Here is a 14,201-nt window from a genome sequence, read left to right as displayed (position 1 = left end):
ATACATAGCTCTGTTTTCTCGAGTGCTTCCTGCTTAGTGGCGCGGCTCTCGATCAGTGAAACCGGCCGAAATACGGAGAGCGGTCGAACGACGAAACGGCGTTAGTAGAACTCGCGAACGAGATCCATCGCGTCCTCGGGCGCGCCGTCGGGGATCTCGGACATGTCCTCGGTCACGCCGTGTTGTTCGTGGTACGGCACGGAGTTTTCGTCCTGGTACATGACACCCTGGTACTCCTTGTCGGCGTCGAGGATGACTTCCTTGGCGGCCTCGTAATCGGTCGGGTCGTGGCCCTCTTCCTCGAGGTCGACGAGGCTGTCGCGGAAGTAGTCGTAGGTGTCGACGTCGTTGAACGTGACACACGGACTGAAGACGTTGACGAAGCCGAAGCCGTCGTGTTCGATGGCTTCTTGGACGATCTCGGCGTGGCGCATCGCGTCGGAACTGAACGACTGCGCGATGAAGGACGCACCAGAGGCAAGCGCGAGCGCGAGCGGGTTGACCGGCGGCTGCTTGGGGCCTTCGGGGGTCGTGCTGGTCTCGAAGTCCGAGCGCGAGGTCGGCGAGGCCTGTCCCTTCGTCAGGCCGTAGATGCGGTTGTCCATGACACAGTATGTCATGTCAACGTTCCGGCGGACCGCGTGGACGAAGTGACCGGCACCGATCGAGTAGCCGTCACCGTCGCCGCCGGCGACCATGACCTCGACGTCGGGACGGGCCATCTTGACGCCGGTCCCAACGGGCAGGGCACGACCGTGGACCCCGTGCAGCGCGTAGCTGTGCATGTAGGTCCCGATCTTGCCGGAACAGCCGATCCCGGCCACCACGAAGGTGTTGTCGGGATCGTTGCCGGTGTTCGCGAGGGCTTTCATCATGCCGTTCATCGTCCCGAAGTCGCCGCATCCGGGACACCACGTCGGCTGCTTGTCGGACTTGAAGTCGGTAAATCGTACGTCGGAGCTCATTATGCTGGCACCTCTTCGGTGAGTTTGTCGCTAATGTCGTCTGCGAGTTCGTCCGCCTTGAATCGAACGCCCGTATATTTGTTAATGCGTTTCACGCGGGTAAGCACGTCGTGTTCGATCACGTCGGCGAACTGTCCGGTCGCGTTACACTCGACGACGATGGTCTCCTCGGCGGCTTCGATCTCCTCGGTCAGGTCCGGCCGCGGGAAGATGTAGGGCACCGAGATGACGCGAACGTCGATCCCGTCGTCCTCGAGGTAGTCGAGCGCTTCGATGAGTGCGCCCTCGTTCGACCCCCACGAGATGATGAGGTTGTCAGCGTCGGAATCGCCGAACTCGCGGTAGTCCCAGTCCTCTTGCTCTCGAGCGGTCTCGACTTTGCGGTTTCGCTTGTCGACCTGGTGGACGCGCTCGTCTTCTTCTTCAGTTCGGCGGCCGAGCTCGTCGTGCTCGAGGCCGGTAGACATGTGGGCGGCGTCGGTCGTGCCGGGGATGGCACGCGGGCTGACGCCGTCTTCGGTGACGGCGTGGGCACGGAAGTGACCCTGTGCGTCGAGCCACTCGTCGACCTCGTCTTCGTCGACGAGCTTGCCGCGGTCGATTTCGACCTCGTCCATGTCGAAGGCCTCCGGCGGGAACGTCTGCTCGGTGACCGACATCGCCAGATCCGAGACCAGGAAGACCGGCGTCTGGTACTTCTCCGCGAGGTTGAACGCCTCGATCGTCTTCCAGAAACACTCGGTGATCGACGTGGGGGCGACGACGAACCGCGGGACCTCGCCGTGGCCGCCGTACAGGGCCATGTTGAGGTCGCCCTGTTCCTGTTTCGTTGGCATCCCCGTCGAGGGACCCGAGCGCTGGACATCGGCGATGACAAGCGGCGTCTCGCTGGTGGCGACCAGTCCGAACGTTTCGGTCATCAGGTCGATCCCGGCCCCGGATGTCGCGGTCATGGCTCGAGCGCCAGCGCGTGCGCCGCCGAGTGCCATGTTGATCGCCGAGAGCTCGTCTTCGGCCTGGACGACGTGGCCGCCGTAGTCCTCGATCCGTTCGGTCAGATACTCCATGATCGACGTCGCGGGCGTGATCGGATAGCCGGCGTAGAACCGACAGCCGGCCGCGAGCGCGCCCATGCCGACGGCCTCGTTCCCGTTGAGGAGGACGTAATCGTTGTCCGTCGTGTCGATGTTGTAGCCGAGGTGGTCAAGATCGTAGTTCTCCTGAACGTATTCCTGTCCCGCGCGGGCGGCTTCCTTGTTGTTCTCGACGATCTTCGAGCCCTTGCCGCCGAAGCGTTTCTCGAGGGCTTCGTCCAGATATTCGACGTCGAAGCCGGTGATCTCACACGCGGCACCGAGCGCGACGATGTTGCGCATGATCGCGCCGCCGGCCTCCTCGGCCAGCGACTTCAGCGGGACGTCGACCGCCGTCATCTCCTCGGGAATCTCGGCGTCCCACGAGCGCTCGCCGTCGTAGATGATGGCGCTCCCTTCGTGGAGTTCGTCCAGGTTCTCGTCGATCGTTCGCTGAGTGAGCGCGACCAAGATATCCAGTCGGTCGACGACGCTCTGGACCTTGTCGACGGAGGTCCGAATCTTGTAGGCCGTGTACCCGCCGCGGATACGCGACGCGAAGTCTTTGGAGGTGAATACGTGCCGTCCGGCTCGAGCGAGTGCCTGAGCGAAGATCTTACCCGTGGAGTCGATGCCATCCCCGGCCTCGCCTCCGACCGCCCAGTTGAGGTCCTCAGCCATGTTGTCCTGAGCCTTACCCCCCATAAATGAAAAGGCTTCTGAAACCCCAACCGGACGATTGCGACGACGAATGATATATTCGGCATAGGCAAACACGACGAGTAGTCGTTACTAATTGAGAAGGTGGCGGTATCACGGGAAAGAAACGGTGACGCGGAGAATTTGTAACTGACTTCCGAGTTACCGTTCGGGCCTCCGAACAGGTACGAAAGCCGACCCGTCGCCGATAGCCGAACGGAACGCCTTTTCAATCAGCCGCCGAACGAATTCGACATGGAAGGGACGCCAGTCACCGTCGAATCGGTCAGCGAAGTCGGCCCGGATACCGTCACGCTCGAGCTCACGACGCCCGACGGGTTCGACGCGCTGCCGGGACAGTTCGTCTTGCTCCGAGCGGCACCGGACGACGAGGTGCTCTCCCGTCACTACACGCTCTCGTCGCCTTCGGTCGGCGAAACGTTCGAACTCACTGTGGGCATCGATCCCGACGGCGACCTCTCGCCGTGGCTCGCAGCCCTCGAGGGCGGCGAAACCGTCCACGTCGAGGGGCCGTTCGGCCACGTCACCTACGAGGGCGAGACCGACATCGTCGCGGCCGCCGGCGGCCCGGGGGTCGGCCCCGCCGTCGCGATCGCCGAAGCGGCCCACGACGCGGGACACGAGGCCGTCGTGATCTATCAGGCCGACGAGCCGGCCCACACCGAGCGCCTCGAGGCGCTCGCGGACGCGGGTGCGACGGTCGTCTTCGTCGATGGCGATGCGGACGCCGAGTTAGCGGACGCGATCGCGGCCCACCGCGAGGACGGCCAGCTGTACGCCTTCGGCTTCGACGGCTTCGTTACGGCCGTCGCCGACGCGATCGAAGACGCCGGCGGCGACGACGACGCGCTGATCGAGAACTTCGGCTGACGAGGCGACCCGCACCCGTGCTTTCGGGCCGGCCTCGAGTCGCCGACCGACGGCTACGGTTTCACTCCTGTGACTCCTCGGACAGTCCCAGTTTCACGAACGCGAGCGCCGCCCCCAGCAGCGCGGCATTCTTCGCGAAGTGGAAGAACTCCTGTTGTCGCAGTTCGGGATCGTCGATCGACCAGAAGTCGTGCATCAGCGGCGTCGCACCGATGAAAAAGGCCGCGACCGCGGCGGCCGACGCGGCGGGGACCCGCCACAGCGCCACGCCGAGCCCGCCGAACAGGAGCCCGCCGCTCGTCGCCGGCACCGACAGCGACGGGATCGGCGCGTTCTTGGACTCGGCGTACTGGATCCGCTCCTCGAGGTTCCGGAGATTGTCCACCGCCATGAACGCGAGGACGGCACCGAACAGCACCCGCCCGAGTCGGAACGGCCCGCTCGAGGCGATCGAGTCCTCAGTTGCCGTTCGACGGAGCGTTCCGTCCTCGCTATCCTGTCGCGTCTCGCGCTGGAAGGGGCTACGCATACGGTCGCGTAGGCCCGCGACGGGTTTCAGTACGGCCGTGACATTTGCGTGTCTATCGAGCACTGACAATCACGCAAAATCACAGGTTAGTAACTGTGACAAAGGTGTTTATCCCTCATTGTGGTGCGATCGCGTATGCGACGACGCGACCTCCTCGCCGGCACGACCGGCGCGGTCTGTGGACTGGCCGGCTGTACGGGTTCGACGTTCGAACGGCTCCAGTCGGAACGCCCGGCCGACAACGAGTCCGTTGACTCGAGCGGCGGCACGGATCGAGACGCCGCCGGCTCGGAAGCGGACGAGCCGGTCGTCGTCGGCGACCCCGACGAGGTGCCGTTCCCCGCCGCGCACCCGCCACACGAACTCGAGTTCCGGAACGAGGGCGAGACGGACCGCACGGTCTCCGTCGAGATCACGAGTGACGGGGGCAATGGGAGCGACGACGATAGCGGGGGCGACGGTGACGACCGAACTGACGAGCGAGACGACGAGGGCGCGTTGCTCGAGCGCGATCTCGACCTTGCGGCGGGCGAGACGCTCGAACTCGTCCTCGTCGAGCCGCAGTCGTACACGGTCACTGTGACGACGAGTAGCGATGACGGCTCGAGTCAGTCGACTGTGACCGACAGCGTCGACCGGCAACCGTTCGACTGCACTCGCTCGCAAACGACTATCGCGCTCAGCGAGTCTGGTGTCCAGACCGAATCGACCTCGGCATCGATCCCTTGTCCAACCCCCGAAGTCACGGACGCGTCGCTCGAGGCCGGCGAGGGGGAGTGTGCCGGACGGACCGACGGCGACGGCGCGACCGTCGAATTCGCGGACGAAGCCGTGATCATCGACGGCGAGATTGGAACGCCGACGCCCTGTCACGGCCTGTCGCTCGCGGACGCGGCCTACGACGAGGACAGTGACGTGCTCACGGTGACTGTCGCCGTCGGCGAACAAGATGCGGAGAACTGCGTCGACTGCCTCGGCGTCGTCGACTACGAGGCGCGGATCGACCTCGCTGGGCGCTATCCCGACCGCGTCGACGTGACCCATCGGAGTCGCGACGAGCAGCAGGTTACCGTCGCCGAATATTCGGCGGACTAACGGTCGCAAATCGGCAGCAAATCGGTGCGGTTCCGGCGAGCCGAATCAGTGCTCGACGAGTTCGATCAGAATCCCGCCGGTATCGCGCGGATGGAGGAACGCCACCGAATGCCCCCACGCGCCCGGTCGCGGCTCCTCGTCGATCAGCGTCACGTCGTGGCCGCGGACCGTCTCGAGGGCCCCCTCGAGATCGTCCGTCGCAAGCGCGAGGTGGTGGACCCCCGCCCCGTTGTCCTCGAGGTATCGCGAAATCGTCCCCTCCTCGAGGGGTTCGAGCAGTTCGAAATAGCCGTCGCCACAGTCGAGGAAGACGACGCGCATCCCGTCGAATACCTCTTCGTGGGCGACCTCGAGGCCGAAGAGATCGCCGTACAGTGCCGCGAGGTCCGCTGCGTCGTCGGTCGCGATCCCGGCGTGATCGAAGTGCATCGGTTCGTATTGTGCGGAGCGGCCGTGTTACTGTTATGATTTTTCGTCGGGTTCGTACGGGGTTGCGTAGGAGATTGCGGGATCGATGGCTCGTCATTCGAGGGATATGTGTTCGCGCACGTCCGCGGGGCCGCGTTATCAGGATGTACCGTCGTCAGGACGAAAACGTCCTGGCGGTCGGTCGCTTTCGGCGGTCGCCCGCTCGAGCGCGGCCTCGGTGTCGTACAGCGTGGCGTCGCGACGTGCCGGTATGCCGGCAGTCCGTACGATGACGGACCCGGTCGTCGTATTCGTATTCACGGACGGCCGGATACACACGACGAACCTCGAAAAAAGCCATCGACGGCACATGTCGATCGGTTCTCGTTCGAGTGTGACCCGAGGCGTTACGCGTCGGTTGTGTTGGTCGCGTTGTCGTCGGTCGCGGTATCGTTCATCGCGCTTTCGTTGTCCGCAGTCTCGTTGTCTGCCTCGATGGGCTCGTCCTGCGTGTCCTCCGTCGCGTTCTCGTCGGCTTCCTGCTCCTCGGGAGCCGCCTCGTCGTCCGTCTCGGGTGCCGAGAGGGAATCGCCCTCCTCCGGCGGGACGATCTGCATGACCGCGCCCGTGTCGCCTTCCGGAACGCCCTCCTGATTCGCGAGCACGTAGACGTTCCCGTCGGCGTCCTGTCCGAACTGCCGGACGAAGTAGGGGAACGAGCCGTCTTCGGTGCCCGAGACTTGGAGCGCTTCCATGTCCCAGAGTTCGTCTCGAGGGACGACCTCCTGATCCGCGGCGTCCGCGCCCGCTTCGCCGTCATCTTCCGCGGTCTCGTTCATCTCGGCCGTTTCGTTCATGCCGGCCGACTCGTTCATGCCAGCCGACTCGTTCATGCCAGCCGACTCGTTCATGCCGGCCGACTCGTTCATGTCCGCGGTTTCGTTCATCGCTACCGTCTCGTTCCCGCTGGTGTCGGTTTCGTTGCCGGCGCCGTCGGTCATCGAGTCACCGCCGCCGTCTTCAGGATCCGCGGCGGCGAGCAGCCGTCCCGCGGGCTCCTGACGGGCCGGGTCGGCGGTCCAGTCGCCGAAGACGTACTTGCCCTCCAGCTCTTGGACGTCGGCCGCTTCGTACACGTGGCCGCCGATGATCGTGATCCCGACCGATTCGCCGTTGTAGACGTGCGGGTACTCGACGATCGGGTCCTGAAGCTCCTGCCCGTCGTAGGGCGGTTCGTCGGGGGCCGAGTCGGGACAGTCCGCTGGCGGGTCGCTCGGGCTCTCCGTGCTAAAGCAGTGGGTCCCTTCCTTGACGTTCCAGCCGTAGTTGCCGCCGGCCTCGACGATGTTCGCTTCCTCGAAGAGGTCTTGCCCGGCGTCGGAGGCGAACAGCCGGCCCTCGCTGTCGAACGAGATGCCGAACGGATTGCGCATCCCCCACGCGTAATACTCGTCGCGGGCGTCCTCGACGTCGACGAGCGGGTTGTCGTCCGGAATGCCGTACGGCCGCTCGTCGCTCTCGACGTCGACATCGATTCGATGGATGCCGCCGAGCAGGTTCTCGCTAACGTCCTGTCCGTTGCCGCCCGCGTTGCCGTCGTACCAGTCCTCGACGTGGCCCTCCATGTCGTCGTTCGCCCCGCCACCGTCGCCCATCGGGACGTAGAGGTAGCCGTCGGGACCGAACGCCATCGGTCCGGCGTCGTGGTTGTACTGGGGCTTCTGGAACTCCAGTAGGACCCGCTCGGAGTCGGGGTCGGCCCGACTCATGTCCTCGTTGGCCCGATACTCGGAGACGACTTCGACGTGGCTCCAGCCATCGGGCGTCTCGTCGTTCGGCGGGGCGCTGTAGTGGACGAAAAAGCGGCGGTTCTCCGCGAAGTCGGGGTGGAACTCGACGCCGAGCAGTCCCCGCTCGTCGTAGTCCTGATTCGGGTCCGCGTAGTCGCCCTCGAAGGTGCCGAGTTCGACGAGTTGGTCGCTAACGTCGAGGAACGGCTCGTCCTGCAACCCGTCGTCGGTGACGATCCAGAGCTCGCCGGTCTGGTCGGCGACGAAGTACCGGTCCTGATCTTCGTCCGCCACCGCGAAGTCCGTCGGCGCGGTCATTCCCTCGGCGATCGTCTGGACGCCGATCTCGGTTCCCGCCTCGAAGAAGGCCTCCGACTGCCCGTCGTCGGATTCTTCCTCGGCCGCTCCGTTACCGCCGCCCCCGACCGAGATCTCCCCGCGCATCGTCGCCCGGTGGGGCTCGCAGTAGTACTCGGCCATCTCGCTCGTCGCCTCGAACTCGAGCGACTGGGTCTCGCCCTGCTCGCTCATGAGTTCGGTGCGCTCTAAATCCTCGCCTTCGCTGTCGACGATGACGAAGTTGTGGGCGGCACCGTCGAGGTTCTCCCACGTTACCTCGTAGGTGGTTCCCTCCTCGAGGTCCAGCGTGGGGTTCGTTTCGTCCGCGATCTCCTCGGGCGCGACGCCGATCCAACCGCTCGTCTCGCCCCCGAGTTCGATCGACTGGGTCTCTTGGGCGAGCGCGACGTTGCCCAGACCGACGACCCCGCCCGCGACCGCGGCGGCCTGCAGTACGCGGCGACGGGACGCCGATGGATAGTTGCCGGCCGACTCCACTTCGGGGGTCGATCGCTCGTCGGGTTGCTCGCTCATGGTAGACTCACACCAGCGCCGTTGCCCGATATGTGGATAAACCGGTCCGACCGTTTCCCCGAATTTCTAGCCCAATAGTAGATTGCCTTCGAATCGCCCGGCGGAACCGGCTGTAAAACGATATTACTCGAGAGAGATCGATGATGTTACGCGAGTCTAATACGACGTTCAACCGCTCGGACTGCGCTCTCTGGCCGTCGTCTGCGAGTCGGTCGCACGGATCGGCGCGGATCCGACGGGGAGCCTCGCGACCGACTCGACTCCGACGCCGAGAGCCGAACCCCGTCGAGGCTCTCAGACCGCGCCGCCGGGCTGATACTCCCCGAACTCGTCGCGCATGACGTTACAGATCTCGCCGACCGTCGCGTAGGCCTTGACCGCGTCGATGATATACGGCATGAGGTTCTGCTCGCTCTGTGCCGCGTCCCGAAGCGCCTCGAGAGCGGCATCGACGGCTTCGGCGTCGCGGGACTCGCGGACCGACTCGAGGCTGTCGATCTGTCGCTGCTGGTCTTCCTCGGTGACCTCCTCGACGTCCATCGCCGGGTCCTCGTCGACCTCGAACTCGTTGACCCCGACGATGATCCGCTCTTTTGCCTCGATTTCCTTCTGGCGGTCGAAGGCCGTGTCCTGGATTTGGCGCTGAACCCACTGTTGCTCGACAGCCTCGAGCATGCCGCCGCGGTCGTCGACCTCGGCCATGATCTCGTAGGCCTCTTCCTCGACATCGTCGGTCAGCGATTCGACGTAGTAGCTGCCCGCCAGCGGGTCGATGGTGTCGGCCGCACCGGACTCGTGAGCGAGGATCTGCTGGGTGCGCAGGGCGGTACGGACGGACTCCTCGGTCGGCAGGGCCAGCGCCTCGTCTTTCCCGTTCGTGTGCAGGCTCTGGGTACCGCCGAGAACGGCCGCGAGCGCCTGATAGGCGACGCGGACGACGTTGTTCTCGATCTGCTGGGCGGTCAGCATCGAGCCCGCGGTCTGGGTGTGGAACTTGAGCTGTTTGGACTTGGGATCGTCCGGATCGAAGCGCTCCTCGATGATGTCGTGCCACATCCGGCGGGCCGCGCGGAACTTGGCGACCTCCTCGAAGATGTTGTTGTGGCCGTTGAAGAAAAAGGAGAGTTGCGGCGCGAAGTCGTCGACGTCGAGCCCCGCTTCGATCGCCGTCTCGACATACTCGATGCCGTTGCCCAGCGTGAAGGCCAGTTCCTGTGCGGCGGTCGAGCCGGCCTCGCGGATGTGGTAGCCCGAAATGGAGATGGTGTTGAACTTCGGGGTCTCCTCGGCGCAAAACTCGAAGATGTCCGTGATGATCCGCATCGACGGCTCGGGCGGGTAGATGTACGTATTGCGGGCGATATACTCCTTGAGAATGTCGTTTTGAATCGTCCCGCGAAGCTCCGAGCGGTCGACGCCCTGCTGGTCGCCCACCGCGATGTACATCGCCAGCAGCACCGACGCCGGCGCGTTGATCGTCATCGATGTCGAGACTTCGTCGAGCGGAATCCCGTCGAAAACGGTCTCCATGTCGTCGAGCGAGTCGATCGCGACGCCGGCTTTCCCCACCTCACCCGCGGCCATCGGGGCGTCGGAATCGTAGCCCATCTGTGTCGGCAGATCGAAGGCCATCGAGAGCCCGGTCTGGCCCTCGTCGAGCAGGTAGTGATAGCGCTCGTTCGTATCTTCCGGCGTCGAAAATCCGGCGTACTGGCGCATCGTCCAGAGCCGACCCCGGTAGCCGGTGGAGTAGACCCCGCGCGTGTACGGCGGTTCCCCCGGATTGCCGAGATCCTCCTCGTAGTCGAGGTCGCCGACATCGTCGGGCGTGTAAAGCCGGTCGACCTCCTGGCCCCCGGTATCAGTCGTGAACGTTTCCTTGCGCTCGCCGAACCGCTCGAGGACCGGCTCGACTTCGGCCTCGTGCCAGTCGTCCCTGCCGGCACGGATCTCCTCGAGTTCATCGGGGTCGAACATTATGATTATCGTAGACCGGCCGGGGCTTCAACTTTGATGAACACGTCAAGCTTTCCCGTTCGACCCGCCGGAACTTCGAAACCGCTTCAAACGGTGTCCTCGGGGCCGTGTTTGTCGGCCATCCGCGACGCCTCCTCGGCGTAGCGCTCCCGGGTCGCCGGGTCGTCGACGGATCCGAGCGCGTCCGGCGAGACGCGGAGACTCGCCTTCGTCTCTCGAGCGGGGCCGGTAAAGCTCGTCAGCGCTCGCTCGCGGCGGTGGTACCGGCTGCCGTCTGCGGTCGCGTAGACGAGGATGACGAGATTGAGTTCGTCGTCTCCATATGTTCGTTCGACGAGCCAGACGCGCGCGTCGTCTTCGCCGTCGGCTGACTCGGCGCGGTCGACCGTCGGATCGGGTTCGTTCGAAGTCATGACTGTCACTCGAATCGTCACTGGCGCTTTTGTCTCGAGGCGTCGACGATCCGCCCATGACCGGGGATTCGCCGGGACCGTCGGAGTCGGGGCTGCCGGAGCCGTCGAGACGGGCGGACGACGCGGGCGACCGTCGCCGCGCCGCCCGCTACGTCGCGCCGTTTCTGGCCCTCGGATTGCTGAATCTCGGGCTCTTGCTTCGCTGGGGACTGGACCCGCTGTGGGCCTTCGCGATCCTCCCGCCGATGCTCTTCCTCTCGGGAATCGCCTGGGTCGCGTTCCGCCACGGCTTCGACCAGCGGCCCGCCGGCGCGGGATCGGACCGGTGAGACGGACCGAACGGCCGGTGTCATTCGCATGGATTACCGGCCCGTATCGTACTTGTACGTGGCCGAATCGGGGTCGATACCGAAGTCCTCCGGCGACTCCTCGTCGTCCGTCTCGTCGCGTCCCTCCGGCGCGCGCTTGAACGCCTCCCTGAGCCGGTCGGGCATCCGAAACTCGTCGACGTCGATCGTCAGCGGCACTGCGTCCGGATCAGACCCCTCCCGTTTGTCCTCGAGGCGCTCTTGCAGGACCGCCGGCAGTTCGGAGTCGTCGAGCCGCTGGAAGCCGAACTGGGCGAGGTAGGCACCCACACCGGTCAGGACGTAGACGGTCTCGAACCCCTGGTCGCCGGCGTACTCTACGAGCCGTTCGACGATGTGGGCCCCGACGCCCTGTTCGCGCCAGCCCTCGAGGACGCCGATGCTGGTTAGTTCGCAGACGGAGTCACCGTCGTCGGTCTTGTGGACGCGGATGCGACCGAACCCGGCCTTTTCGCCGGATTCCTCGTCGATGGCGATGACGTAGTCACGGGAGCGAAACGCCGTCTCGTCGAGTCCCATCGACTCGATGTGATCCAGCAACCAGACCTCTTCCCTGTTTTTCGCGTCCCGAACGTACATGATCCGACGTAGGAGGTGTGCAGCCAAAAGCGTTTGTGGGTTGCCAGTATCTCGTCAGTGCCGCGCTGTCGCCGCTGTGACGGTGCCGTCGATCAAGCTCTTTCCAGAATTGAGGGTTTCGGCTCTGTTGAGATAATAACAACCCATATGTCCACCCTCTCCCAGTAGTATTTCCTTACCAGTTCCAAGATGCAGCGATAGTCGAATATATGGGCAAGACTTTTGACCCACAATGTTGATTGTTATCATATCATGGCCGAATGCGAACGCTGCGGTGACGAGGTCGTACAACGGTTCACGCACCGAATTCGAACCGAAACCATGACGCACAGACGGTCCCAGCACGTGTGTGCGGCGTGTCATCCGGCCCTTCCGGACTCGCTCGAGGAAGAGCGGTCGTCGGATCGGGTCGTCGCCGACGGCGGCACCCTCGCGACCGACTGTCCGGTCTGTTCCGGCTACACGGTACCCGACGGTGCATCCGACGTCTGCGTCGATTGCGGCTGGACCAACGTCCGGTAGCGACGAACGATCCGCGACCGCGGGCGGTTCCGGTGATCGGATCGAACGCGATCCGGTAGCGTCGCTCACCGAACGGAGTCTCGAGACAGATCGCGAGCGGGTTGGGACTGCTCGAGCAGCCGTTCGATCCGGTCGTCCGTCGAGGGATGGGTCGAGAGGAGCCGCGTTAACTCGTCTTCCTCTTCGGTGTGGATATACAGGGTCGAGAGCAACCCCTGCGAGGGCTCGGCGGCGCGCTGGATCGTCCGGAGCGCGCGAGCGAGCGCGACCGGCTTGCCGGTGACTGCGGCGGCGCGGTCGTCGGCGGCATACTCCCGCCGGCGCGAGTGTGCGCGGACGGCGAGGGTCACGAGGAGAAAGCCGGCGACGACGCCTCCCTCGACGAGCCCCACTAGCCGGCCGAACGCCGTCCGGGACCACGACGCCGGATCGCCGCGGATCCACGCGACCGCCCGAGCGATCCCCGCGAGCGGGAAGAGAAACGGGGCCAACACCAAAAAGACGAGCCCCGCGACGGTCCGGAAGACGCCGTAGGCGAGCGTCTGGACGAACGCGTCGTAGCGCTCGAGGTGGGCGAGTTCGTGGGCCGCGAGCGCCTCGAGTTCGTCGATCGACAGCAATCGGAGAAGCGAACGATCGAGGACGACGACGCCGTTTCGCTTGCTGCCCAGCGCGAAGGCGTTGGGCATCGGCAGCCGGGCGATCAGGATTGTCGGCGAACCAGCGTTCATCCGGGACTCGAGGCCGTCGATCCGCCGGTAGAATCCGGGCGCGTGCGAACGCGGCAGTTCGACCGCGTCGAGACTCGAGAGGAGGTGGTTCGTCCCGAGCCGATAGCTGAGATAGCCGCCGAAAATCCCGATCGCGACGATCAACAGAACCGCCGTCGCAGGATCGGGCACGGAGGCCCGAAGCACCGACAGCGCCCAATAACTAAGCGCCGCTAGTCCGAGATACCACACCAACAGCAGGCAGCCGACGAGCGCCATCAGGAGCCGGGTCCCCGCGGGACGAGCAGACATCGGTGTCGAACCGACCTACGGCCGGCCGGTTGAAACGGGTATCGGACGTGCGCTCAGTCGGCCGACAGCGCCGCCTCGAGTTGCTCCTCGAGGGCGTCCAGTTCCTCGCGGAGGACCGTACCCTCCGCGCCCTCGAGGTCATCGATCCGGTCGGCGATTCCCTGCAGACGGGAGTACTTCTCGTCCTCGTCGACGCCGGTCTTCTGGACGTAGACGTCCTCCTCGACGTCGTAGACCTCGCTCTCCTCGAGGTCGGTCACGGCGAGGACGACGTCCAGTTTGTCCCGATCGACGCCCGTGACCCACTCGCGGGGGATGCCGCGATCGTCGAGGGCGGCGAAGATCGTTTCGGCGTCTTTGGGCTGTCGTCGCTCCCGAGTCGTCCGTCGAACGGTCCCGTAGCGCCCGTGAAGCTCCTGGTCGGGGCCGAGTCGCTCGAGCAGCGGATCCCGTGCCGATCGCCGGACCCGGTCGGAGCCGTGCTGGACGTCCGACGCGAGCACGTAGAGATCCGTCAGCGAGTCAGTCTCGAGGACCGCAGGATCGTCGGCATCGAGTTCCTCGAGCAGCGCGGCCAGTACCAGGGCGTCGTCGTGGACGCGTTCGGGCGGCTTCCGCGCGTCCGCTGCGGGAACGAGAAACGGGCTGTCCCCGGCGGTCCCGTCGGCATCGTACCTGATCGTGTCGCCGTCGGCAGCGTACTCGTCGGCGAGTGTCACGACGCTGGCGTAGGGCTCGACCCCCGGCTGGAGGTGGTCGATCGAAACCTCACCTTCGTCGAGTTGCTCGAGAAAGACGACGAACTGCTCGCGCCAGAGCGGGCGCGTCTCCCCGCTGTCGCCAAAGCGAACGACGATCCGGTCGTCGCCGGTCCCTTCGATTTCGAACGGGCGCTCGGAGACTGGCGTCAGCAGTTCGGTGCCCGGCTCGAGGGCCTCGCACTGCCGCCGAAGGCTCGCCCACGTGTCGTCGGGTTCCATACGATGGCTACGGCGAG

General features: G+C 65.0%; 14 protein-coding genes. 4 read left to right on the top strand and 10 right to left on the bottom strand.

What is annotated here, in order from left to right:
- Positions 1-101 precede the first annotated feature (101 nt).
- A complete protein-coding gene (locus ACJYUO_RS11730; RefSeq protein ID WP_494345555.1) occupies positions 102-965 on the bottom strand; it encodes a 2-oxoacid:ferredoxin oxidoreductase subunit beta in 864 nt (287 codons plus the stop codon).
- Positions 965-2,719: a 2-oxoacid:acceptor oxidoreductase subunit alpha gene (locus ACJYUO_RS11725; protein WP_494345554.1), complete on the bottom strand. Its 1,755-nt coding sequence runs from the start codon at positions 2,717-2,719 to the stop codon at positions 965-967. Before ACJYUO_RS11725 ends, ACJYUO_RS11730 begins: the two co-directional genes overlap by 1 nt.
- 273 nt (positions 2,720-2,992) lie before the next feature.
- Here ACJYUO_RS11725 and ACJYUO_RS11720 point away from each other — a divergent pair, with 273 nt between their 5' ends.
- The gene (locus tag ACJYUO_RS11720) at positions 2,993-3,628 is read left to right on the top strand and encodes a ferredoxin--NADP reductase (protein WP_494345553.1); all 636 of its coding nucleotides are present in this window, start codon (positions 2,993-2,995) and stop codon (positions 3,626-3,628) included.
- A gap of 61 nt (positions 3,629-3,689) precedes the next feature.
- Here ACJYUO_RS11720 and ACJYUO_RS11715 read toward each other — a convergent pair whose 3' ends face one another.
- Complete coding sequence (locus ACJYUO_RS11715) at positions 3,690-4,157, bottom strand: DoxX family membrane protein (protein ID WP_494345552.1); 468 nt, start codon at positions 4,155-4,157, stop codon at positions 3,690-3,692.
- 135 nt (positions 4,158-4,292) lie between these two features.
- Between ACJYUO_RS11715 and ACJYUO_RS11710 the strand changes: the two genes are divergently transcribed.
- On the top strand, positions 4,293-5,252 hold the full coding sequence (locus ACJYUO_RS11710; protein ID WP_494345551.1) for a hypothetical protein: 960 nt from the start codon (positions 4,293-4,295) through the stop codon (positions 5,250-5,252).
- Positions 5,253-5,297: 45 nt separating this feature from the next.
- Here ACJYUO_RS11710 and mce read toward each other — a convergent pair whose 3' ends face one another.
- The 4 genes from mce to ACJYUO_RS11690 form a co-directional block, all read right to left on the bottom strand.
- The gene (mce, locus tag ACJYUO_RS11705; protein ID WP_494345550.1) at positions 5,298-5,681 is read right to left on the bottom strand and encodes a methylmalonyl-CoA epimerase; all 384 of its coding nucleotides are present in this window, start codon (positions 5,679-5,681) and stop codon (positions 5,298-5,300) included.
- A gap of 386 nt (positions 5,682-6,067) precedes the next feature.
- On the bottom strand, positions 6,068-8,323 hold the full coding sequence (locus tag ACJYUO_RS11700) for a PQQ-dependent sugar dehydrogenase (RefSeq protein ID WP_494345549.1): 2,256 nt from the start codon (positions 8,321-8,323) through the stop codon (positions 6,068-6,070).
- A gap of 294 nt (positions 8,324-8,617) precedes the next feature.
- Positions 8,618-10,300 carry an acyl-CoA mutase large subunit family protein gene (locus ACJYUO_RS11695; RefSeq protein WP_494345548.1) on the bottom strand — a complete coding sequence of 561 codons (1,683 nt, stop codon included), beginning with the start codon at positions 10,298-10,300 and terminating at the stop codon, positions 8,618-8,620.
- An 86-nt stretch (positions 10,301-10,386) separates the two neighbouring features.
- A complete protein-coding gene (locus ACJYUO_RS11690) occupies positions 10,387-10,713 on the bottom strand; it encodes a DUF7967 family protein (RefSeq protein ID WP_494345547.1) in 327 nt (108 codons plus the stop codon).
- A 56-nt stretch (positions 10,714-10,769) separates the two neighbouring features.
- Here ACJYUO_RS11690 and ACJYUO_RS11685 point away from each other — a divergent pair, with 56 nt between their 5' ends.
- On the top strand, positions 10,770-11,042 hold the full coding sequence (locus tag ACJYUO_RS11685) for a DUF8142 family protein (RefSeq protein WP_494345546.1): 273 nt from the start codon (positions 10,770-10,772) through the stop codon (positions 11,040-11,042).
- A 33-nt stretch (positions 11,043-11,075) separates the two neighbouring features.
- Here ACJYUO_RS11685 and ACJYUO_RS11680 read toward each other — a convergent pair whose 3' ends face one another.
- A complete protein-coding gene (locus ACJYUO_RS11680; RefSeq protein ID WP_494345545.1) occupies positions 11,076-11,660 on the bottom strand; it encodes a GNAT family N-acetyltransferase in 585 nt (194 codons plus the stop codon).
- Positions 11,661-11,981: 321 nt separating this feature from the next.
- On the opposite strand from ACJYUO_RS11680, the gene ACJYUO_RS11675 reads away from it, so the two are divergent.
- A complete protein-coding gene (locus ACJYUO_RS11675; RefSeq protein ID WP_494345544.1) occupies positions 11,982-12,182 on the top strand; it encodes a hypothetical protein in 201 nt (66 codons plus the stop codon).
- Between the two features lie 65 nt (positions 12,183-12,247).
- Here the strand turns inward: ACJYUO_RS11675 and ACJYUO_RS11670 are convergent, their stop codons facing one another.
- Positions 12,248-13,171, bottom strand: a complete 924-nt coding sequence (locus ACJYUO_RS11670; protein ID WP_494345988.1) for a M48 family metallopeptidase — start codon at positions 13,169-13,171, stop codon at positions 12,248-12,250.
- An 86-nt stretch (positions 13,172-13,257) separates the two neighbouring features.
- Positions 13,258-14,184, bottom strand: coding sequence for a DUF7983 family protein (locus ACJYUO_RS11665; RefSeq protein ID WP_494345543.1), 927 nt, complete (start codon positions 14,182-14,184; stop codon positions 13,258-13,260).
- Positions 14,185-14,201 lie beyond the last annotated feature (17 nt).

This window comes from Natrinema sp. CRL1, from assembly GCF_059162405.1.
Note: the sequence above shows the minus strand (reverse complement) of the source record. Positions and strands in the feature narration are given on the sequence as shown.